This is a genomic window from Delftia sp., assembly GCF_059499305.1.
Genome location: NZ_JCABYI010000004.1, coordinates 146,160 through 168,137 on the forward strand (window position 1 = coordinate 146,160; position 21,978 = coordinate 168,137).

Sequence of the window (21,978 nt, forward strand, 5' to 3'; positions counted from 1 at the left end):
TGATTCTATAGCGTGGATACGCAACAGGCTCCGAATCTTCGGAGCCTGTAAAAGTTCAAAGAACCTCGATGGCGATGGCGTGAGCGCCCTGGTCAATGAATTCTTGCAGCGCATCATACACAAGGCGGTGGCGTGCCACGCGCGGCTTGCCTTGAAACAAAGGTGACGCAATGCGCACGCGGAAATGCGTGCCGAAGCCGGTGCCGTTGGCTCCCACATGGCCGGCGTGCTGGTGGCTTTCGTCGATCACTTCCAGGTGATCGGGGGCGAGGCGCTCGCGCAGCACGGCCTGCATGGCTTCGGCGGTGATGGGCAGCGGATGGGCGGGTGCGCTCATGGCTGCTTGTCCTGTTGCACGCCGGACGGGGGCAGGGCGTCGGGCGTGGCGGTGGCTGCCTCGCCCTTGTCTTCCTGCATGAAGCGGCTCATGTAGATGGCCTGTCCGATCACGAAGACCAGCATCAGCCCCATGCCGCCGAACAGCTTGAAGTTGACCCAGGTGTCGGTGTCGAAGCGGTAGGCGATGACCAGGTTGAGCGCGCCCATCACCGCGAAGAAGGCTGCCCAGCTCCAGTTCATGGTGCGCCAGGCGTTGTCCGGCAGTTGCAGTTGCGCGCCCATGACGGAGCGCAGCAGGTTCTTGCGAAATACCAGCTGGCCAATCACCAGGGCGCCGCCCATGAGCCAGTACAGCACCGTGGGCTTCCACTTGATGAAGGTGTCGTTGTGGGCGAGCAAGGTGGCGCCGCCGAACAGCACGATCACGCCCAGGCTGACCCATTGCATGGGCTCGACCTTGCCATGGCGCACGCGCAGGTAGGCGATCTGCGCGATGGTGGCGACGATGGCCACGGCCGTGGCCGTGTAGATGCCCCAGACCTTGAAGGCGACGAAGAACAGGATGATGGGGAAAAAGTCGATCAGTAACTTCATTGGAAGATTTCGATGGGCTTGGAGTCAGGCATGGTGCCTGAGCGCTTGGCAGGCGCATTGTGGCGCAGCCGGCGCGGCCCGGCATCGATGCAGGGCCGCGCCGGCTGGGGTTTTTGCGGGCCTGGGGCCTAGGCCTTGGGTGGCTCGAATTCCAGCGACGCGGAATTCATGCAGTAGCGCAGCCCTGTGTCGGAGGGACCATCGGGGAACACATGGCCGAGGTGGGCGCCGCACTGGCTGCAGACAGTCTCGGTGCGCACCATGCCATGGCTGCGGTCCACGATTTCGGTGATGGCGCCTGGGATGGCGCGGTCGAAGCTGGGCCAGCCGCAGCCGGCGTCGAACTTGCTATCGGAGTCGAACAGCTTGGCGCCGCAGCAGATGCAGTGGTAGCTGCCATCGGCCCAGAACTGCTCATAGCGGCCTGTGAAGGGGCGCTCGGTGGCCGCGTGGCGCGTCACCTGGAAGGCGGCGGGCTCGGCGCCCTTGGCCTGCAGCTCGGCCTGCCATTCCTGCTCGGTCTTGTGGATGGGAAAGCTCATGATGAACAGCTGATCTCGATGGAGGAAGCCCAGTCGGGCGGGAAGCCTGCCCATTCGGCATGCTCGGCGTGGGGTGCGAACGGGGTCTGCAGCACGGCCAGCAGCTGGCGCACCGCGGTGAAGTCGCCCGCCTTGGCTGCGCGGATGGTGATTTCTCCCAGGTGGTTGCGCAGCACGAAGCGCGGATTCGATTCTTGCATCAGCGCGGCCGCTGCCGTGCCATCCACGGTCGCAAGCTGCCGTACGTAGCCTGCCGCCCAGGCGTCGAAGGCGGGCCGGTCCAGCACCAGGTCGCGCACGGGCTCCAGGTCGGGCTCGGTGCCGCCGGCAGTGGCCACGGCATCGGTCAGGCGGCTGAAGAAGATGGTGTAGTCCACGGCGTTGTCGGCCATGAGCTGCAGCAGCGGGTTCACCAGGGCGGCAAAGCGCGCCTCGGCAGGCGGCGTGCCGGGAGCATCTTCGGGCAGGCCCAGCTTGCGCAGCATGAGAGAGCCATAGGCCTGCGGAAACACCTGCTTGTACGACTCCAGCGCCGCAATGGTCAGCTCCTCTTCGCCGATCAGCGGCAGCAGGGCCTGGCCCAGGCAGTACAGGTTCCAGTACGCGACCTGGGGCTGGCGGTTGAAGGCGTAGCGGCCCTGGGTGTCGCTGTGGTTGCAGATATGGCCGGGGTCGAAGGCATCGAGGAACTGGAAGGGACCGTAGTCGATGGTCAGTCCCAGGATGCTCATGTTGTCCGTGTTCATCACGCCATGGCAAAAGCCCACCGCCTGCCAGTGCGCCAGCAGCCGCGCCGTGCGCTCGCTCACGGCCTGCAGGAAGTTGGCGTAGGCGTTGCCGGCCAGTGCCTCGGCCGTGCGGCATTCGGGGTAGTAGCGGTCGATCACGTAGTCGGCCAGCTGGCGCAGCGGCGCCATCTGGTCGCGCGCCGCAAAGTGCTCGAAGTGGCCAAAGCGTATGAAGCTGGGCGCCACGCGCGCCACCACGGCGGCGGTCTCGATCTCTTCGCGGCGAATGGGGGCGGGCGATCCGGTCACGCTCAGCGCGCGCGTGGTGGGAATGCCCAGGGCGTGCATGGCCTCGCTGCACAGGAACTCGCGGATGGAAGAGCGCAGCACGGCGCGCCCGTCGCCCATGCGCGAGTAGGGCGTGCGGCCCGCGCCCTTGAGCTGGATTTCCTGGCCCGAGGCGGTCTCGCCCAGCAAGATGGCACGGCCGTCGCCGAGCTGGCCGGCCCAGACACCGAACTGGTGGCCGCTGTAGACGCTGGCCAGCGGATGGCTGCCGGGCAGCACGGCATTGCCGGTGAGCGCCTGCAGGGCCTCATCGCAGGCCAGCCATTGCGGGTCCAGGCCCAGCAGCTCGGCAGTGCCGGTGCTGGTGGCGATCCAGTGCGGCTCGGGCAGCGGCGTGGGGCGCAGATGGGTGAAGAAGTCGGGGCCCAGGGCGGCAAAGCCATCCTGCCAGGAGATGGGAAGGCGCGGGGAGGTCGCCGGAGCCCGGCCTTCGGCGGCAGCGTGCAGGTTCATGCGGGAATTGTCCCCCAGCGCCTATGCCCCGTGGGACGCAAGGTTCATGCGCGCATTCACCGCATGCATTCACGCACGCAGTTGCTGCCGGTACTGGCCCGGCGGCATGCCGAACCATCGGCGGCAGGCGCGAAAGAGGTTGCTCTGGTCCACGAAGCCCAGCAGGTCGGCCACCTCGGCCAGGCTGTGGCGCGGCTCGCCCAGGTACTGCCGGGCCAGCTCGCGGCGGGTGTCATCCAGCAATTGCTGGTAGCTGGTGCTCTCGGCCTGCAGGCGGCGCTGCAAGGTACGGTCGGTCAGGCCCAGCACTGCGGCCACTTCCTCGCGGCGCGGCTCGCCCTGGGGCAGCAGGCGCGCAATCTCATGGCGCACGCGGGCGCCCACGCCGGCCTGGCCCAGCTGATCCAGCTCGGACTCGACCAGTTTTTCGTGCAGGGCCAGCAGTTCGGGGTTGTGCGTCGGGATGGGCGCGAGCAGGTCGTCTTGCGACAGCAGGAAGCGGTTGGCGCGCTCGCCAAAGCGCGGCAGCAGGCCGAAGGCCTGTCGGTAGCGGGCCTCGTGCAGAGGCGAGGGCGCCTGGGCCATGAATTCCACGGCCAGCGGCTGGACTTCGCGCCGCGTCAGCCAGCTGCACAGCACCAGCAGCGTGAGCACGGCGAACTCCACGCGCTGGCGCGGCACGGCGCGCGTGGCGCCGATGTGGTGTATGGACAGCCAGTGGCCGCGCGCATCGCGCTCCAGCGTGAAGGCGGTGGCGTCCGAGATCACGGCCATGTGGCGCTCCAGGTCACGAAAGCCCGCCAGCAGGTGCGGGCTCGAAGCCAGCGAGTAGCCCACCAGGTCGATGTTGCCGTGGCGCGCGGCCAGCTGCCGGTCCAGGCCCAGCGTGGGATTGGCCGACTGCGCCACTGCCAGCTCCCACAGCCGGCTCACGCGGTCCACATCGATGCGGGTCTGCGAATGCTGCAGTGCGGCAAGGTCGATGTTGGCCTCCTCACTCAGCCTTTCCACGGCCAGCCCCTCGGCGGCCATCATGTCCAGGATGCCCCGCACCCATGCGGCGGAGCTGCTGCGCTGCGTTGTCATGGCCGGGTTTTCCTGGGCCGTCCGGGGCGCCTTTTGCGTTCTGAAGTCACTTTTTTGGCTTGGTTGCGATAGCGGCGTGCGGGCGCGCTGTTCCTAGAATTTTTGCAGCGCGGCGAACGACTGCGCAGTGTGGCCCAAGGGCCGGGCACGGCCCATACGGGAAACCCCAAAATCATAGGAGACAAGCATGTGCACAGGACAGCGGTGGATGGCTGGCGGCATACGCCTGGCCGTGGCTTCAATGGCTTTGTGGCTCGCGGCCTGCGGCGGCTCGGGCGGCGGCGGCCCCGAGTTGCGCGAGACGGCCTACGGCCCCTTGCGTGGCGTGGACGACGGCGCCGCCACGGGCACCTATTACTGGAAGGGCGTGCCCTTTGCCCAGGCGCCCGTGGGCGCGCTGCGCTGGCAGCCGCCGGCCGAGCCCAAGGCCTGGGAGGGCGTGCGCGAGGCGCGCCAGTTCGGCAACGCCTGCCTGCAGATCGGGCGCATGTACGGCCCGGGCGCCAACAACCGCTTCGACGACACCATTGCCTCCACCCTGGGCCAGCCCGTGGGCAGCGAGGACTGCCTGACGCTCAACATCTGGCGCCCGGCCAGCGGCGCCGAGAAGCTGCCGGTGCTGGTGTTCATCCACGGCGGCAGCGCCATCTCGGGCTATACGGCCGATCCGCTGTATGACGGCGCGGCCCTGGCACGCGCCGCCAATGCCGTGGTGGTCACGGCCAACTACCGGCTGGACATCCTGGGCTACATGCACATGCCGCAGATGCAGGTCGGCGCGCCGGCCACGGGCAACTTCGCGCTGCTGGACAATCTGCAGGCGTTGCGTTTTGTGCAGCGCAATATCGCGGGCTTTGGCGGTGATCCGGGCAATGTCACGCTCATGGGCCAGTCGGCGGGTGCCACCAATGTGCTGGCGCTGCTGGCGGCCGAGTCGGCGCGCGGCCTGTTCCACAGGCTGGTGCCCATCAGCGGCGGGCTGTCGCTGCCGTCCAACCTGCCGGCCGGCGTGCTGGCCACGCTCAAGCCGGCTTCGGCCTACGCCACCCAGTCCGCGCTGCTGCTGGCCCATCTGATGGTGGCCGATGGGCTGGCTGCCGATGTGGCGGCTGCGGCCACGGTGGCTGCCGGCTGGACACCGGCGCAGATCGCGGCCTACCTGCGCGGCAAGGACGCCCGCGTGCTGCTGCAGACCCTGGTGGCCAAGGGCCTGACGGGCGCGGGGCCGATTCCCGACGGCCTGCTGCTGCCCCCCGACCCCATGGCCGCGCTGGCTGCGGGCCAGTACAACCGCATGCCTGTGATGGCCGGCTACACGGCCGAGGAGGGCAAGCTGTTCGCGCCCCTGCTGGCTGCGCTGGGCGGCAAGCCGGGCTTCAGGATCGATGATGCGGCGCGCTTTCGCATGATGCAGTCCTTCGACGCGCAGTCGCCCAACGCGCCGGGCCTGGCCGACATCATCGATGCCGCCTACCTGCCCGTCGATACGCCGGTCACCGGCTACAACGCCCGCATGGCGCAATTGACCCATCTGTTCGCCGATCCCAGCCGCGACCAGTTGCTCAATACGCTGCGCACCCGGCAGGCCGAGGTCTGGAGCTACCGCTTCGACTGGGCGCGCCAGCCCGCGCCCTGGAACACGGTCTACGGTGCGGCCCATGCGTTCGATCTGCCGTTTCTCTTCGGCAACTTCGGGCCATCCGTGTTCTCCCGCGTGACCAACAGCACGGCCAATGCACCGGGGCGGCTGGCGCTGTCGAACGCCATGATGGCCAGCCTCAAGGCCTTCATGCAGACGGGCGACCCGCAGAACGCGGCCCTGGGCCAGACATGGAAGCCCTGGCCGTCCAGCCTGGTTTTCGACGCCGAGCTGGGCGCGACCAGTATCCGGCTGCAGTGAGCGAGCAGATGAGCGAGTAGATGAGCGAGCAGGGGCTTGCCGCGGCAAGCCCCGAGAGATAGCCAACAACAACGAAGGAGACAGGTACCCATGACAGCCAAGACCGTTTTCACACAGGCCTGGCGCTGGCCGCTGGCGGGGGCCATTGCGGCCGCCGCCGTGGGCCTGGCCGCCTGCGGAGGGGGATCGTCCGGCATGCCCGCGCCCATGGGGCCGGGCCAGCAATCGGGCTACATCACCCTGCCGGACGGCAGCAGGATGCGCTACTCGCTGCTGCTGCCCGAGGGACAGGGTCCGTTCCCGCTGCTGGTCGAGTACGACGGCTATATCTCGGGCTCGTACCCCAACATCAGCAGTCCCTGGACCAAGGAAGGCTATGCGGTCATGGGGCTGAACGTGCCGGGCACGGGCTGCTCCACGGGGGAAGACCGGGTGTTTGACGCCAGCGTAGGTGCGGCCGGAGCCTTCGCCATCGAGTGGGCCGGGCGGCAGGCCTGGTCCAACGGCCGCATCGGCATGATCGGCTACTCGTACTCGGGCTACAACCAGCTGTGGGTGGCGGCGCACCGGCCCAAGGGGCTGATGGCCATCACGCCCAGCAAGAATGTGGGCGATCCCTACCGCGACGTGGGCTATCCGGGCGGCATTGCCAACATCGGTTTTCCGGCGCAGTGGTGGAACGGCTTCCCGCGCATCTGGCGCACGGCCGCCGACCTGGCCGTGAAGAACGGCGGCGACACGGAATGCGCCAAGACCGTGGCCGACAACATCGAGAAGATCAAGCGGCCCGAGCTGGACCTCATCAAGTGGCTGGACAACCCCTATGCCGATGGCCTGTACCTGGAGCGCAGCGCCATGCTGCAAAGCGGCAAGATCAATATCCCCACGCTGGGCACGCAGTCCTGGCAGGACGAGCAGATCGGCCCGCGCTCGGGCTACTACGAGGACACCATTGCGCCCGACAGGATGTGGCTGGTCAGCTCCAACGGCGACCACCACACGAACATCACCTCGGACCATATCGACCAGACGCTGAAGCGCTTCCTGGCGCGCTTCGTCAAGGGCGAGGACAACGGCTTCGACAAGGAGCCGCGCGTGCGCCTGCTGCAGGAGATGCAGACCACGGACGCCAAGGCCCCCAATGGCGGCGCCAAGCTCATGCCCACGGGCGAGGCACGGTTTGACCGGCTGCCTGTCCAGGTCAAGCCCCTGCGCCTGTGGATGCAGCCCGGCCAGGCGCTGGGCGACAGCGCACCCGCCTCAGGCACGGCTTCGTCCAGCTACCGCTATCCGGCCCTGAGTCCGCAGGTGAACAACCCGGCGGCCGAAGGCTGGCCCGCCGTGCCCGCGTCGGAAAAGGATGGCCAACTGGTCTTCACCACGGCAGCCCTGCCGCAGGACCTGAGCTTCTATGGCGAAGGCTCGGCCGACCTGTGGCTCAGCGCCACGGCAGCCAATACCGACATCCAGGTCACCGTGTCCGAGGTGCGGCCGGACGGGCAGGAGATGTTCGTGCAGCGTGGCTGGCTGCGTGCGTCCAAGCGTGCTCTGGACACGGCGCGCTCCACGACGCTGAGGGCGTGGGGCGCGTTCACGCGGGACAAGGACGTGCCCATGGTGCCGGGCAAGCCCGAACTGTTGCGCGTAGAGATCCAGAAATTCGCGCATGTGTTTCGCGCCGGCTCAAGCATTCGCGTGACAGTGGATTCGCCATCGCAGACCGGATACTGGATCTTCGGCAACGACAAGTCGCCGTCCACGAACACGCTGTGGCATGACGCAGCGCATGCCTCCAGCATCGTCCTAGGGTATATCCCATACGAGCATGCGAAGACGCTGCCGAGTTGCGACAAGACAATGCGTCAACCATGCCGGAAAAACGATGCGCCTGTCCCTGCGGGGATCGGACCCAGGGCGCCGGCCTGAGCCACCCTCCATGCGGGCAGCGGCATCGCGCACCAGGGCCTTGGCCTTGCGCGAATCCGCGGTCCGCAGTTCACGACGTTCACGAAGTTCAATCACCTTAGGAGCCTATAGATGCTGGGTCTGATGCAAAGCCAACCACTGTTGATCTCGTCGCTGATCGATTTCGCCGACCGCCACCATGGCGATGCGCAGATCGTCTCGCGCAGGGTGGAGGGCGATATCCATCGCTATACGTACCGCGACCTGGCACGGCGCTCGCGCCAGCTGGCGAACACGCTGGACGGCCTGGGCCTGCAGCCTGGCGACCGCGTGGCGTCGCTGGCCTGGAACGGCTACCGCCACATGGAGATGTACTTCGGCGTCAGCGGCTCGGGCCGCGTGCTGCACACGGTCAATCCTCGCCTGCACCCCGACCAGGTGGCGTGGATCATCAACCACGCGGAAGACCGCGTCATGTGCTTTGACCTGACCTTCCTGCCCATCATCCAGGCCGTGCATGCCAAGTGCCCCACGGTGCGCCAGTGGGTGGCGCTGTGCGATGCGGACCGCCTGCCTGCCGACAGCGGCGTTCCGGGCCTGGTCAGCTACGAGGCCTGGATTGCCGGCCAGTCCGACCAGTACCAGTGGCCCGAATTCGACGAGAACACGGCCTCCAGCATGTGCTACACCAGCGGCACCACGGGTAACCCGAAGGCGGTGCTCTACAGCCACCGCTCCACCACGCTACACGCCTACGCGGCCGCGCTGCCCGATGTGATGTGCATATCGGCGCGCGACTCGGTGCTGCCCGTCGTGCCCATGTTCCACGTCAACGCCTGGGGCATTCCCTACTCGGCCGCGCTCACGGGCTGCAAGCTGGTGTTCCCCGGCCCGGCGCTGGACGGCAAGTCGCTGTACGAGCTGATCGAGGCCGAGGGCGTCACCTACGCGGCCGGCGTGCCCACGGTCTGGCAGATGCTGCTGGGCCACATCAGGCCGGGCGGCCTGCGGTTTTCCACGCTCAAGCGCACGGTCATCGGCGGCTCCGCCTGCCCGCCGGCCATGATCACGGCCTTCCAGGACGAGTTCGGCGTGGAGGTGCTGCATGCCTGGGGCATGACCGAGATGAGCCCGCTGGGCACGCTGTGCACGCTCAAGAACAAGCAGCTGCAGCTGCCCAAGGACGAGCAGATGAAGATCCTGCAAAAGCAGGGCCGCGCCATCTACGGCGTGGACATGCGCATCGTGGGCAGCGATGGAACGGACCAGCCCTGGGACGGCAAGAGCTACGGCGACCTGCTGGTGCGCGGCCCCTGGATCGTGGACAGCTACTTCAAGGGCGAAAGCCCGCTCATCAAGGACGCGCAGGGCCGCGGCTGGTTCCCCACGGGTGACGTGGCCACCATCGACCCGGACGGCTTCATGCAGATCACCGACCGCAGCAAGGACGTGATCAAGTCCGGCGGCGAATGGATCAGTTCCATCGACATCGAGAACATCGCCATGGCCCATCCGGCCGTGGCCATGGCCGCCTGCATCGGCATGCCGCATCCCAAGTGGGACGAGCGCCCCATCGTCGCCGTGGCGAAGAGGCCCGGTGCCGAGGTCACGCGCGAGGAACTGCTCAAGTTCTACGAGGGCAAGACCGCCAAGTGGCAGATCCCCGACGACGTGGTCTTCGTCGATGCCATTCCGCTGGGCGCCACCGGAAAAATGCTCAAGACCCGGTTGCGCGAGCAACTGGCCGGCTATCGGCTGCCGGGGTTGTGAGCCGCTGCGGGCCAGCCGCCGTGCCAGGGCATGCGGGGGCATGTGCTGATAGGGGCGGCCGGTCCGAGTCTCGTCGGCGATAGCCGCTAGGGGCAATCACCGATCGGTGCGGGGCAAGGGGACCATTACCCTGAGCCTCGCCCAGAAACCACCACAAGAGGAGACGCTTCATGAAGTTTGCGATCAAGGCATTGACGGCATCCCTGGCCCTGGCTTGCGCCACGGGCGCCATGGCCCAGAAGGGCGAGACGGTGAAGGTGGCGTGGATCGACCCGCTGTCCGGCCTCATGGCCGCGCTGGGCTCCAACCAGCTCAAGAGCCTGCAGTACATCGCCGAGGAGCTCAACAAGGGCACGGCCTCGGGTGTGAAGTTCGAGATCATCGGCATCGACAACAAGCTCAGCCCGCAGGAAACCACGGCGGCCCTGCGCTCGGCCATGGACCAGGGCGTGCGCTACGTCTTCCAGGGCAATGGCTCGGGCCCGGCCCTGGCCATCATGGACGCACTGGAAAAGCACAACGCGCGCAACAAGGGCAAGGAAGTCGTCTACCTGAACTATGCGGCGGTGGACCCGGACCTGACCAACAGCAAGTGCAGCTACTGGCACTTCCGCCTGGATGCGGACACCTCCATGAAGATGGAAGCGCTGACGACCTATATGAAGGACGTGCCCGAGGTCAAGAAGGTCTACCTGATCAACCAGAACTACTCGCATGGCCAGCAGGTCTCCAAATACGCCAAGGAGATGCTCAAGCGCAAGCGCCCCGATGTGGAGATCGTGGGCGACGACTTCTCGCCGCTGGCCCAGGTGCGCGACTTCGCCCCCTACATCGCCAAGATCAAGCAATCGGGCGCCGACTCGGTGATCACGGGCAACTGGGGCTCGGACCTGGCGCTGCTGATCAAGGCCGCCAGCGACGCGGGCCTGAACAACGTCAAGTTCTACACCTACTACGCCATTGCCACGGGCGCGCCCACGGCCATGGGCGCGGCCGCCGCCGACAAGGTCTACATGGTGGGCTACGGCCACCTGAACCTGCCCGGCCCGCTGGACCGCATCACCAAGGGCTACAAGGCCAAGTTCAACGACGACATGTACACCGGCTCGCTGTACTCGGGCCTGACCATGCTGGACCAGGCCTTCCTGCGCGCCAAGACCACGGACCCGGCCAAGGTGGCGGCCACCATGGAGGGCATGAAGTTCAACAGCCTCAACGGCGAAGTGGAGATGCGCAAGACCGACCACCAGCTGCAGCAGGGCCTGTTCATCTCGCGCTGGGAAAAGGCCGGCGGCAAGTACCCGATGGACTCGGAGAACACCGGCTACACCTTTGTGCCCGTGAAATATTACGAGCCCTATGTGGCCAGTACCCCCACCTCATGCCAGATGAAGCGTCCTTCATGACGCCCTGGCAGGCAGGCTGACTTCGCAAGGGGCGCGAGGCGCCCCTTTCTTTTGCCTGAAATCGGTCAAAACACGGGTTCATGGGCTGATCGATGGCGATCTGTCGCCAATGTGTCCCGGACTGCGGCGAAGTCGCATGCGCGATAGTTTCTAAGGCATTCCCCGAAGGGAAATTGTCATTCAGGCGTTAGTCTGGCGCCAATACAGATATCCGAATCAACCGGAAAAAGGAGACAGAAAAATGAAGTGGATCGTGCATTCGGTGGCCGCCTCGGCCATGCTGGCCTGTGCCTCGGGCGCCTGGGCGCAAAAAGGCGAGACGGTGAAGATCGGCTGGATCGACCCGCTGTCGGGCCTGATGGCCGCCGTGGGCACGAACCAGCTCAAGACCTTCCAGCTGATGGCCGAGGAGTTCAACAAGAAAAATGCCTCGGGCGTGAAGTTCGAGATCATCCCGCTGGACAACAAGCTCAGCCCGCAGGAGACCACGGCCGTGCTGCGCTCGGCCATGGACCAGGGCGCACGCTACGTGGTGCAGGGCAACGGCTCGGGCCCGGCCCTGGCCATCATGGATGCGCTGGAAAAGCACAACGCGCGCAACAAGGGCAAGGAAGTCGTCTACCTCAACTACGCGGCCGTGGACCCGGACCTGACCAACAGCAAGTGCAGCTACTGGCACTTCCGCCTGGATGCGGACACCTCCATGAAGATGGAAGCGCTGACGACCTATATGAAGGACGTGCCCGAGGTCAAGAAGGTCTACCTGATCAACCAGAACTACTCGCACGGCCAGCAGGTCTCCAAGTACGCCAAGGAAATGCTCAAGGCCAAGCGGCCCGACGTGCAGGTGGTGGGCGATGACTTCGCGCCGCTGGCCCAGGTGCGCGACTTCGCACCCTACATCGCCAAGATCAAGCAATCGGGCGCCGACACGGTGATCACGGGCAACTGGGGCTCTGACCTGTCGCTGCTGCTCAAGGCGGCCAATGACGCGGGCCTGAACAACGTCAAGTTCTACACCTACTACGCCTTCGGCTCGGGCTCGCCCACGGCCATGGGCGCGGCGTCCGACGGCAAGGTCTACACCGTGGGCTACGGCCACTACAACATGGGGGGGGCCATCCAGCCGCTGATGGCCGAGTTCAAGAAGAAGATGAACGACGACCTCACGCAAAGCTCGATCTACCACGTGTTCGCGCTGCTGGATGCGGCCTTTGCCAAGACCGGCGGCACCGACCCCGTCAAGGTGGCAGCCGCGCTGGAGGGCATGAAGCTCAAGAGCTTCAACGGCGAAGTGGAGATGCGCAAGACCGACCACCAGCTGCAGCAGGGCCTGTACATCACGCGCTGGGAAAAGGCCGGCGGCAAGAACCCCTATGACGCCGAGAACACGGGCTACACCTTCGCCCCGGTGAAGTACTACGAGCCCTACGTGGCCAGCACGCCCACGTCCTGCCAGATGAAGCGCCCGTCCTGAGACCGGCACGCACCGCTTCCTGTCCCCAACGCACCGAAACCAAGGCCTTTCGATGACGCTTGAGTTCTTCACCATATCGCTGCTCAACGGCGTGAGCTATGGACTGCTGCTGTTCATGCTCAGCTCGGGGCTGACGCTGATCTTCAGCATGATGGGCGTGCTCAACTTCGCCCACACCAGCTTCTACATGCTGGGCGCGTACTTCGGATACACGCTCAGCGGCATCATCGGCTTCTGGGGCGCGCTGTTCGTCGCGCCCCTGCTGGTGGGCGCGCTGGGCGCCATGTTCGAGCGCTACAGCCTGCGCCGCGTGCACAAGTACGGCCATGTGCCAGAACTGCTCGTGACCTTCGGCCTGTCCTACCTCATCCTCGAGGTGGTGCAGCTGGTCTGGGGCCGGGGCACCGTGCCCTACGGCCTGCCGCCCGCGCTGCAGGGCCCGCTGTTCACGCTGTACGGCACGCAGTTCCCGCGCTCGCGCTCCTTCGTGATGCTGGTGGCAATGCTGATGCTGGTGGCCGTCTGGCTGCTGCTGACGCGCACGCGCATCGGCCTGGTCATCCAGGCCGCGCTCAAGAACCCCGAGATGGTGGAGGCGCTGGGCCACAACGTGCCGCGCGTGTTCATGATGGTGTTCGGCGGCGGCTGCGCGCTGGCGGGGCTGGCCGGCGTCATCGGCGGCAACACCTATGTGACCGAGCCGGCCATGGCCATGTCGGTCGGCTCCATCATCTTCGTGGTGGTGGTGGTCGGCGGCATGGGCTCGCTGGCGGGGGCCTTCGTGGCCTCGCTGCTGATCGGCGTCGTGCAGACCTTTGCCGTGGCCATCGACTGGTCGCTGGCCAGCCTGCTGGCCTCGCTGGGCAGCCCGGTCGGCGAACAGACCTTCGGCTGGCCGCTGCTCAAGCTCACCATTTCCCAGGTCGCGCCCATCCTGCCCTACCTGTTCCTGGTGCTGATCCTCATCTTCCGGCCCAAGGGCCTCCTGGGCACGCGGGGAGATTGACACCATGTCCTCGATCACCAAAACGACCATGACATCCACTGCCGCAAAAGGCGCTTCGGGCGCTTCAGGGGCTGCGGGCGCGGGGCGCCACTACAGCTTCCAGCCGCTCAACATCGGCCGCATCCTGATCTGGGGCGCCTTCGCCCTGGCGCTGATCGTCGCGCCGCTGGTGTTCACCAGCAGCCTGGCGCTGACCATGCTCAGCCAGATCGGCTATCTCATCATCATCTGCCTGTCCTACAACATCCTGCTGGGGCAGGGCGGCATGCTGAGCTTCGGCCATGCGGTCTACACGGGGCTGGGCTCGTTCATCGCCATCCATGCGATGAACCGGGCCAGCTCCGGCGACTGGGGCATTCCGCTGGTGCTGATTCCCGTCATCGGCGGCCTGGGCGGCATGTTCTTCGCGGCCCTGCTGGGCTATGTGACCACCAAGAAGTCGGGCACCACCTTCGCCATGATCACCATGGGCATCGGCGAGCTGGTGGCGTCCATGGCGCTGATGTTCCCCGAGTTCTTCGGGGGCGAGGGCGGCATCACCACCGACCGCGTCTACGGCAAGCCCTTCTTCGGGCTGACCTTCGGCTCGGGCATGGAGGTGTACTACCTGATCGCCGCCTACTGCTTCGTCTGCACGGCCGCCATGTTCGCCTTCACGGGCACGCCGCTGGGGCGCATGCTCAACGCCGTGCGCGACAACCCCGAGCGCGTGGAGTTCGTGGGCTACAACACGCAGCGCGTGCGCTACTTCGCCTTCATCATCGCGGGCTTCTTCGCGGGCGTGGGCGGGGGGCTTGCGGCCATCAACTTCGAGATCATCACGGCCATGGACAGCGTGAGCGTCATGCGCTCGGGCTCGTACCTGCTGTTCACCTTCCTGGGCGGCGCCACCTTCTTCTTCGGACCCATCATCGGCGCCGTGCTGCTGGTGCTGGCCTCGGTGCTGCTGTCGGAGCTGACCAAGGCCTGGCTGCTGTACCTGGGTCTGGTGTTCCTGCTGATGGTGATGTATGCGCCCGGTGGCGTTGCCAGCCTGATCATGATGAACCTGCGCGTGGCGCGCTTCGGCAAGTGGCGCCGGCTGGCCCAGCCCTACCTGGCCATCGCCGCCAGCGCCCTGGTCATGATCGTGGGCGGCGCCGCCATCGTCGAGATGATCTACCACCTGCAGCTCAACGCGGCCCTGGGTTCCCAGGTCTCGTTCATGGGCGTGCAGCTCGATACCAGCTCGGCCTCCACCTGGACCGTGGCCGTTGCCGTCTTCGTCGTGGGCCTGGGCCTGCTGGAAGTGGCCCGGCGCTGGTGCCTGCGGCGCTGGGAGCGTATCCAGGAAGAGATCGAAGAAGCCATCAAGCGCGGGGAGGGCTGAACCATGTCCAGCATTGCAATCGAACGACCAGGCACTGCCGCCGCTGCCGCGACCGGCGAGGCCACCTACGCGCTGGAGCTGCGCGACCTGTACAAGCGCTTCGGCAAGGCCGAGATCATCCGCGGCGCCCAACTGGCCGTGAAGCCCGGCGAGCGCGTGGCCATCATCGGCCCCAACGGCGCGGGCAAGAGCACGCTGTTCAACCTGATCAGCGGCCGCTTCGAGCCCACCAGCGGCCAGGTGCTGCTCAACGGCCAGCGCATCGACGGCAAGAAGCCCTATGAAATCAACCGCATGGGGCTGTCGCGCAGTTTCCAGATCACCAACATCTTTCCCAAGCTCAGCGTGTTCGAGAACCTGCGCTGCAGCGTGCTGTGGAGCCTGGGCTACCGCTACAGCTGCTGGCGCTTCCTGTCCAAGCTGCGCGATGCCAACGCCCGCGCCGATGAGCTGATGGAGATGATCGGCCTGCACAGAAAGCGCGATACGCTGGCGGTGAACCTCACCTATGCCGAACAGCGCGCGCTGGAGATCGGCATCACCATCGGCGGCGGCGCCGGCGTCATCCTGCTGGACGAACCCACGGCCGGCATGAGCAACAGCGAAACGGCCCACTTCATCCAGCTGATCAAGAAGGTCACCGAAGGCAAGACGCTGCTGACCGTGGAGCACGACATGGGCGTGGTCTTCGGCCTGGCCGACAAGATCGCCGTCGTGGTCTACGGCGAAGTCATCGCCTACGACACGCCCGAGGCCGTGCGTGCCAATCCACGCGTGCAGGAGGCATATCTGGGCTCGTCCGTGGCGGATCAACAAGCTGGTGCACATTGAGGGAGCGCGGATGCTGAACATCAACAACCTGCATGCCTACTACGGCAAAAGCCATGTGCTGCATGGCGTGGAATTTTCCGTACAGCCCGGCGAGATCGTCGCGCTGCTGGGGCGCAATGGCTCGGGCCGCTCCACCACGGCCAAGGCCATCATGGGACTGGTGCACTGGGAGGGCGCGCTGGAGTGGAAGGGCCAGAGCCTGACTGGCAGAAAGGCCTACGAGATCGCTCACCTGGGCCTGGGCTACGTGCCCGAGAGCCGCGACGTGTTCCCTAATCTCACCGTGCACCAGAACCTGCTGCTGGGACAGAAGGGCAAGGGCCGGGACAGCCGCTGGGGCTTCGACGACATGTACGCCATGTTCCCGCGCCTGAAGGAGCGCCAGCACACCGAGGCCGGCGTGATGTCGGGCGGCGAGCAGCAGATGCTGACCTTGTGCCGCACGCTGATGGGCGACCCGGACCTGATCATCATCGACGAGCCCACCGAGGGCCTGGCTCCCAAGATCGTCGAGCTGGTGGGCGAGTACCTGCAAAAGATCAAGCAGCGCGGCGTGTCCGTGCTGCTGATCGAGCAAAAGCTCACCATTGCCATGAGCATCTCGGACCGGGCCCTGGTCATGGGTCATGGGCGCATCGTCTTCGACGGCACGCCCGACGGGCTGCGCGCCGATCAGAAGGTGCGCAAGGAGTGGCTGGAGGTCTGATGCCGTACAAGGCTGGGCCTGCTGCCCGGCAGGCGGCCCGGGCCACGGCGCTTGTCCCGCTTGGGACAAACCGCAGTGGCGCCGGCCCGCGTTTTTTTTACAATCAAAATCGCACGATCGTTCTTTTTCTATCGCATAGGGGACAACAGCATGACTGCTGAATACAAAGTGGACGGTGCCATCGCCGTCATCACCTTGAACAATCCGCCGGTCAACGGCCTGGGACTATCCACGCGGCGGGGCATCGTCGAGGGGCTGGACAAGGCCTATTCCGACCCGGCCGTCAAGGCCATCGTCATCACGGGTGCCGGCAAGGCTTTTTCGGGCGGTGCCGATATCAACGAGTTCGGCAAGGAAGAGGCGTATCGCGAGCCGCACCTGGTCTCGCTGATCAACTCCCTGGACCAGGGCAGCAAGCCCGTGGTGGCCGCCATCCATACCGTCTGCATGGGCGGCGGGCTGGAGCTGGCGCTGGGCTGCAACTACCGCGTGGCCGCTCCCGGCACCCTGGTGGCCCTGCCTGAAGTCAAGCTGGGCCTGTTGCCCGGTGCAGGCGGCACGCAGCGCCTGCCGCGCGTGCTGGGCGTGGAGACCGCGCTGAACATGATCGTCAGCGGCGAGCCGGTCAAGAGCGAGCTGCTGGCCTCCATCCCCGGCCAGAAGCTGTTCGACAAGATGGCCGCCTCGCCCGAGTCCCTGCTGGACGAGGCCAAGGCCTTTGCGCTGGAAGTGGCCGACAAGCACGCGGCGGGTGGTCCGCTGCCGCGCGTGCGCGACCTGCCTTGCAAGCATCCTCAGGGCGACGCCTACTTCCAGTTCGCACGCAACATGGTCAAGGGCATGGCCAAGAACTACCCGGCCCCGGCCCGCTGCGTGGACACGGTGGAGAACGCCGCGCGCAAGAAGTTCGACGAAGGCATGGCCCTGGAGCGCGAAGCCTTCATGCAACTGATGTGGTCGCCCGAGTCGCGCGCACTGCGCCACCTGTTCATGGCCGAGCGCGCGGCCTCCAAGATCGCCGACGTGCCCTCGGACACGCCAGTGCGCGAGATCAAGACCGTGGGCGTCATCGGTGCCGGCACCATGGGCGGCGGCATCTCCATGAACTTCCTGAACGCGGGCATCCCCGTGACCATCCTGGAGACCAAGCAGGAAGCGCTGGACCGTGGCGTGGCCACCATCCGCAAGAACTACGAAGCCCAGGTCAAGAAGGGCAAGCTCACCCAGGAAAAGTACGACCAGCGCATGGCCCTGCTGAGCACCACGCTGTCGTATGACGCGCTCAAGAACGCTGACCTCATCATCGAGGCGGTGTTCGAGGAACTGGGCGTCAAGGAAACCGTGTTCAAGCAACTGGACGAGGTGGCCAAGCCTGGTGCCATCCTGGCCTCCAACACCTCCACGCTGGACGTGGACAAGATCGCCGCCTTCACCAAGCGCCCGCAGGACGTGGTGGGCATGCACTTCTTCAGCCCCGCCAACGTGATGAAGCTGCTGGAAGTGGTGCGCGGCAAGCACACCGCCAAGGACGTGCTGGCCACCGTGATGAAGCTGGCCAAGAAGATCAAGAAGACCGCCGTGGTCTCGGGCGTGTGCGACGGCTTCATCGGCAACCGCATGATCGAGCAGTACTCGCGCCAGGCCGGCTTCCTGCTGGACGAAGGCGCCACGCCCGCCCAGGTGGACAAGGCCATCGAGAAGTTCGGCTTCGCCATGGGCCCGTTCCGCATGGGCGATCTGGCCGGCAACGACATCGGCTGGGCCATCCGCAAGCGCCGCGCTGTCGAGCGCGCCGACATGAAGTACAGCCGCACGGCCGACAAGCTGTGCGAGCTGGGCCGCTTCGGCCAGAAGACCGGTGCGGGCTGGTACGACTACCAGGCGGGCAAGCGCGACGCCATCCCGTCCGAGCTGGTCAACCAGATGATCGAGTCGCATCGCAAGGAGCTGGGCATCACCCCGCGCAAGATCTCCGATGAGGAAATCGTCCAGCGCCTGGTCTTCGCCCTGGTCAACGAAGGCGCCCACATCCTGGAAGACGGCATCGCCGGCAAGTCGGGCGATATCGACATGGTCTACCTGACCGGCTACGGCTTTCCCATCTGGCGCGGCGGCCCCATGCACTACGCGGGCGAGGTCGGGCTGTTCAACGTGGTCCAGGCCATGAACCGCTTCGCCAGGAACCCCAACGACGACGCCGATTTCTGGCAGCCGGCCCCGCTGCTGGCGAAGCTGGCGGCCGAAGGCAAGCAATTCAGCTGAGACGTGCGGCGCACGAACTTTTTGCGAACCACCGCAAACCCGCCATACAAGGAATATCCATGACATCCGCCGTGATCGTTTCCACCGCCCGCACCCCCCTGGCCAAGAGCTGGAAGGGTGCCTTCAACATGACCCATGGCGCCACGCTGGGCGGCCATGCCGTGCAGCACGCCGTGCAGCGCGCAGGCGTTGACCCCGCCGCCGTCGATGACGTGATCATGGGCTGCGCCAACCCCGAAGGCGCCACCGGCATGAACATCGCGCGCCAGATCGCGCTCAAGGCCGGCCTGCCCATCACCGCGTCGGGCATGACCATCAACCGCTTCTGCTCCTCGGGCCTGCAGACCATTGCCACCGCATCGCAGCGCATCATCGCGGGCGAGGGCGATGTTTACGTGGCCGGCGGCGTGGAATCCATCTCCTGCGTGCAGCAGGAAATGAACCTGCACATGATCCAGGACCTGGCCCTGGCCAAGCAAAAGCCCGAGATCTACTGGAGCATGCTGCAGACCGCCGAACAGGTCGCCAAGCGCTACGGCATCGGCCGTGACGCCATGGACGAGTACGGCGCCGCCAGCCAGCAAAAGGCCTGCGCGGCCCAGGCGGCCGGCCTGCTGGATGCCGAGATCGCCCCCATCACCGTGACCATGGGCGTGGCCGACAAGGTGCGCGGCCTGATCACCAAGGAAGTGACCTGCAGCAAGGACGAGGGCGTGCGCGAGGGCACGACCAAGGAAGGCATCTCGGGCATCCGCCCCGCGCTGCCCGGCGGTGTGATCTCGGCCGGCAATGCCAGCCAGTTCTCCGACGGCGCAGGCGCCTGCGTGGTGGTGAGCGAGGACTATGCATCGCGCAACAACCTCAAGCCCATCGGCCGCTTCCTGGGCTTTGCCGTGGCCGGCTGCGAGCCCGACGAAATGGGCATCGGCCCCGTCTTCGCGGTGCCCAAGGTGCTCAAGAAGCTGGGCCTGACGGTGCAGGACATCGACCTGTGGGAGCTCAATGAAGCCTTTGCCGTGCAGGTGCTGTACTGCCGGGACAAGCTGGGCATCCCCAACGATCGCCTCAATGTCAACGGCGGCGCCATTGCCCTGGGCCATCCCTATGGCGTCTCGGGCCAGCGCCTGACCGGCCATGCCCTGATCGAAGGCAAGCGCCGCGGTGCCAAGCGTGTCTGCGTGACCATGTGCATCGGCGGCGGCATGGGTGCCGCCGGCGTGTTCGAAGTGCTGTAAGTACAGGTGGCGGCTGCGGCCGCCACCGCCTGTTCCCGTTACTCCTGTTGGCCGCACGCGCTCCCTCTGGCGGCGCCTGCGGCTTCTTTTTTGATTCCGGACCCCACCATGCGCCTGCGTTCCACCATCGATTTCCTGCTCTATGAATGGCTGCGCGCCGATGCGCTGGGCGAGCGCGAGCGCTTTACCGACCATTCGCGCGACACCTTCGATGCCGTGCTCGACACCTGCGAGCGCATCGCCCGCGAGAAATACGCCCCCTTCAACCGCACCGTGGACACGCAGGAGCCGCAGTTCGACGGCGAGAAAGTCATCCTGCCCCGGTGCACCCACGATGCGCGCCAGGCCTATGCCGACTCGGGCATGCTCAGCGCCTCCCAGGACTACGACATCGGCGGCATGCAGCTGCCCTATACCGTGGAGGCGGCCGCCAACAGCTTCTTCGCGGCGGCCTCCATCAGCATCGGCTCCAACATGCTGACCTCGGGCAATGCCAACGCCATCATGGCCCACGGCACGGACATGCAAAAACAGGTCTTCGCCGCCAACGAATTCAACGGCCGCTGGGCCGGCACCATGTGCCTGTCCGAGCCCCAGGCCGGTTCCTCGCTGAGCGATATCGCCACCCGCGCCGAGCCCGATGGCGCCGACTTCGAGAGCGATGCGCTGGGCCCGCGCTACCGCCTCAAGGGCAACAAGATGTGGATCAGCGCGGGCGATCATGAGCTGACCGAGAACATCGTTCACCTCGTGCTGGCCAAGATCCCGGGGCCGGACGGCAAGCCCGTGCCCGGCGTCAAGGGCATCTCGCTGTTCATCGTGCCCAAGAAGCTCGTGGACACCGAAGGCCAGCTGACCGGCGAGCGCAACGACGTGGCCCTGGCCGGCCTCAACCACAAGCTGGGCTGGCGCGGCACCACCAACACGCTGCTGAACTTCGGGGAAGGGCGCTTTCCCGTGCGCGGCGGCGCCGGGGCCGTGGGCTACCTGGTCGGCAAGCCCGGCGAGGGCCTCAAATGCATGTTCCACATGATGAACGAGGCCCGCATCTCCATCGGCATGGCCGCCACCATGCTGGGCATGGCGGGCTACCACGCCAGCCTGGACTACGCGCAGAACCGCCCGCAGGGCCGGCCGATCAAGGGGGCGCCGGGTGCAGCCGGCAAGGATGCCACGCGGCCCCAGTCGCGCATCATCGAGCACGCCGACGTCAAGCGCATGCTGCTGGCGCAGAAGTCCTATTGCGAAGGCGCGCTGGCGCTGAACCTGTTCTGCGCGCGCCTGGTCGATGAGCAGCACACCGGCACGCCCGAATCCGTGGCCGAGGCCCGGCTGCTGCTGGAAGTGCTGACCCCCATCTCCAAGAGCTGGCCCAGCGAGTTCTGCCTGGAGGCCAACTCCCTGGCCATCCAGATCCACGGCGGCTACGGCTATACGCGCGACTTCCCCGTGGAGCAATACTGGCGCGACAACCGCCTGAACATGATCCACGAAGGCACGCACGGCATCCAGGCCATGGACCTGCTGGGCCGCAAGGTGCTCATGGAAGGCGGCAAGGGCCTGCAGCTGCTGGCCACGCGCATCAACGACACCATCCAGCGCGCCATGGCCCGGCCCGAACTGGCCGGCCATGCCAATGAACTGGCCAAGGCGCTGCAGGAAGTCGGCGCCACCACCAAGGCCGCATGGGCCACCGACGATCCTCAGCAGGCCCTGGCCAATGCCGTGCCCTACATGCAGGCCTTTGGCCACACGGTGCTGGCCTGGACCTGGCTGGACGTGTCCCTGGCCGTACTCGCCAAGGACGCCACCCTGGCCGAACCCGCCAACGCTGGCCGCATGGCCGCCATGCGCTACTTCTTCGGCTACGAGCTGCCGAAGATCGGCGCCTGGCTCAAAGTCGTGCGTGAGCGCGACATGACTTGCGCGCAGATGAGTGAAGAGGCGTTCTGAGGGAGTTGGCAGCACGGCTGCCGGAGGATGCAAAAAAAGCGCGGACCATGTGGTCTGCGCTTTTTTAT

The 21,978-nt window shown here is 66.2% G+C and carries 17 protein-coding genes; 12 read left to right on the forward strand and 5 right to left on the reverse strand.

The window, feature by feature from the left end; translation table 11 throughout:
- Positions 1–55 precede the first annotated feature (55 nt).
- The 5 genes from AC5I49_RS02555 to AC5I49_RS02575 form a co-directional block, all read right to left on the reverse strand.
- The gene (locus AC5I49_RS02555; protein WP_013802780.1) at positions 56–337 is read right to left on the reverse strand and encodes a BolA family protein; all 282 of its coding nucleotides are present in this window, start codon (positions 335–337) and stop codon (positions 56–58) included.
- Positions 334–933 (reverse strand): septation protein A, encoded by a 600-nt coding sequence (locus AC5I49_RS02560; RefSeq protein WP_495788793.1) that lies wholly within the window; start codon positions 931–933, stop codon positions 334–336. Before AC5I49_RS02560 ends, AC5I49_RS02555 begins: the two co-directional genes overlap by 4 nt.
- Positions 934–1,061: 128 nt before the next feature.
- A complete protein-coding gene (gene msrB / locus AC5I49_RS02565; RefSeq protein ID WP_034363982.1) occupies positions 1,062–1,475 on the reverse strand; it encodes a peptide-methionine (R)-S-oxide reductase MsrB in 414 nt (137 codons plus the stop codon).
- Positions 1,472–3,004 carry a protein adenylyltransferase SelO gene (locus AC5I49_RS02570; RefSeq protein ID WP_016446745.1) on the reverse strand — a complete coding sequence of 511 codons (1,533 nt, stop codon included), beginning with the start codon at positions 3,002–3,004 and terminating at the stop codon, positions 1,472–1,474. The genes msrB and AC5I49_RS02570 overlap by 4 nt, the downstream gene beginning before the upstream one ends.
- A gap of 69 nt (positions 3,005–3,073) precedes the next feature.
- Positions 3,074–4,090, reverse strand: coding sequence for an AraC family transcriptional regulator (locus AC5I49_RS02575; protein WP_047327614.1), 1,017 nt, complete (start codon positions 4,088–4,090; stop codon positions 3,074–3,076).
- A 187-nt stretch (positions 4,091–4,277) separates the two neighbouring features.
- On the opposite strand from AC5I49_RS02575, the gene AC5I49_RS02580 reads away from it, so the two are divergent.
- From AC5I49_RS02580 to AC5I49_RS02635, 12 genes are all read left to right on the forward strand, one after another.
- Positions 4,278–5,990 carry a carboxylesterase/lipase family protein gene (locus AC5I49_RS02580; RefSeq protein ID WP_495788794.1) on the forward strand — a complete coding sequence of 571 codons (1,713 nt, stop codon included), beginning with the start codon at positions 4,278–4,280 and terminating at the stop codon, positions 5,988–5,990.
- 90 nt (positions 5,991–6,080) lie between these two features.
- Positions 6,081–7,916, forward strand: coding sequence for a CocE/NonD family hydrolase (locus AC5I49_RS02585; protein ID WP_495788795.1), 1,836 nt, complete (start codon positions 6,081–6,083; stop codon positions 7,914–7,916).
- A gap of 111 nt (positions 7,917–8,027) precedes the next feature.
- Positions 8,028–9,665 (forward strand): 3-(methylthio)propionyl-CoA ligase, encoded by a 1,638-nt coding sequence (locus AC5I49_RS02590; protein WP_016446749.1) that lies wholly within the window; start codon positions 8,028–8,030, stop codon positions 9,663–9,665.
- Between the two features lie 170 nt (positions 9,666–9,835).
- Positions 9,836–11,071, forward strand: a complete 1,236-nt coding sequence (locus AC5I49_RS02595) for a branched-chain amino acid ABC transporter substrate-binding protein (RefSeq protein WP_016452910.1) — start codon at positions 9,836–9,838, stop codon at positions 11,069–11,071.
- Between the two features lie 241 nt (positions 11,072–11,312).
- On the forward strand, positions 11,313–12,548 hold the full coding sequence (locus AC5I49_RS02600; protein WP_043790376.1) for a branched-chain amino acid ABC transporter substrate-binding protein: 1,236 nt from the start codon (positions 11,313–11,315) through the stop codon (positions 12,546–12,548).
- Between the two features lie 52 nt (positions 12,549–12,600).
- The gene (locus AC5I49_RS02605; RefSeq protein ID WP_016446751.1) at positions 12,601–13,554 is read left to right on the forward strand and encodes a branched-chain amino acid ABC transporter permease; all 954 of its coding nucleotides are present in this window, start codon (positions 12,601–12,603) and stop codon (positions 13,552–13,554) included.
- A gap of 4 nt (positions 13,555–13,558) precedes the next feature.
- Positions 13,559–14,923 carry a branched-chain amino acid ABC transporter permease gene (locus AC5I49_RS02610; protein ID WP_017405243.1) on the forward strand — a complete coding sequence of 455 codons (1,365 nt, stop codon included), beginning with the start codon at positions 13,559–13,561 and terminating at the stop codon, positions 14,921–14,923.
- Between the two features lie 3 nt (positions 14,924–14,926).
- Positions 14,927–15,754, forward strand: coding sequence for an ABC transporter ATP-binding protein (locus tag AC5I49_RS02615; protein WP_013802770.1), 828 nt, complete (start codon positions 14,927–14,929; stop codon positions 15,752–15,754).
- Positions 15,755–15,764: 10 nt separating this feature from the next.
- Positions 15,765–16,460 (forward strand): ABC transporter ATP-binding protein, encoded by a 696-nt coding sequence (locus tag AC5I49_RS02620; RefSeq protein WP_016446753.1) that lies wholly within the window; start codon positions 15,765–15,767, stop codon positions 16,458–16,460.
- 150 nt (positions 16,461–16,610) lie between these two features.
- Entirely contained in the window at positions 16,611–18,722 is a 2,112-nt protein-coding gene (locus tag AC5I49_RS02625; protein ID WP_392407224.1) for a 3-hydroxyacyl-CoA dehydrogenase NAD-binding domain-containing protein, read from the forward strand.
- A gap of 59 nt (positions 18,723–18,781) precedes the next feature.
- Positions 18,782–19,957: an acetyl-CoA C-acyltransferase gene (locus AC5I49_RS02630; RefSeq protein WP_016446755.1), complete on the forward strand. Its 1,176-nt coding sequence runs from the start codon at positions 18,782–18,784 to the stop codon at positions 19,955–19,957.
- 108 nt (positions 19,958–20,065) lie between these two features.
- On the forward strand, positions 20,066–21,910 hold the full coding sequence (locus AC5I49_RS02635) for an acyl-CoA dehydrogenase (protein ID WP_495788796.1): 1,845 nt from the start codon (positions 20,066–20,068) through the stop codon (positions 21,908–21,910).
- Positions 21,911–21,978 lie beyond the last annotated feature (68 nt).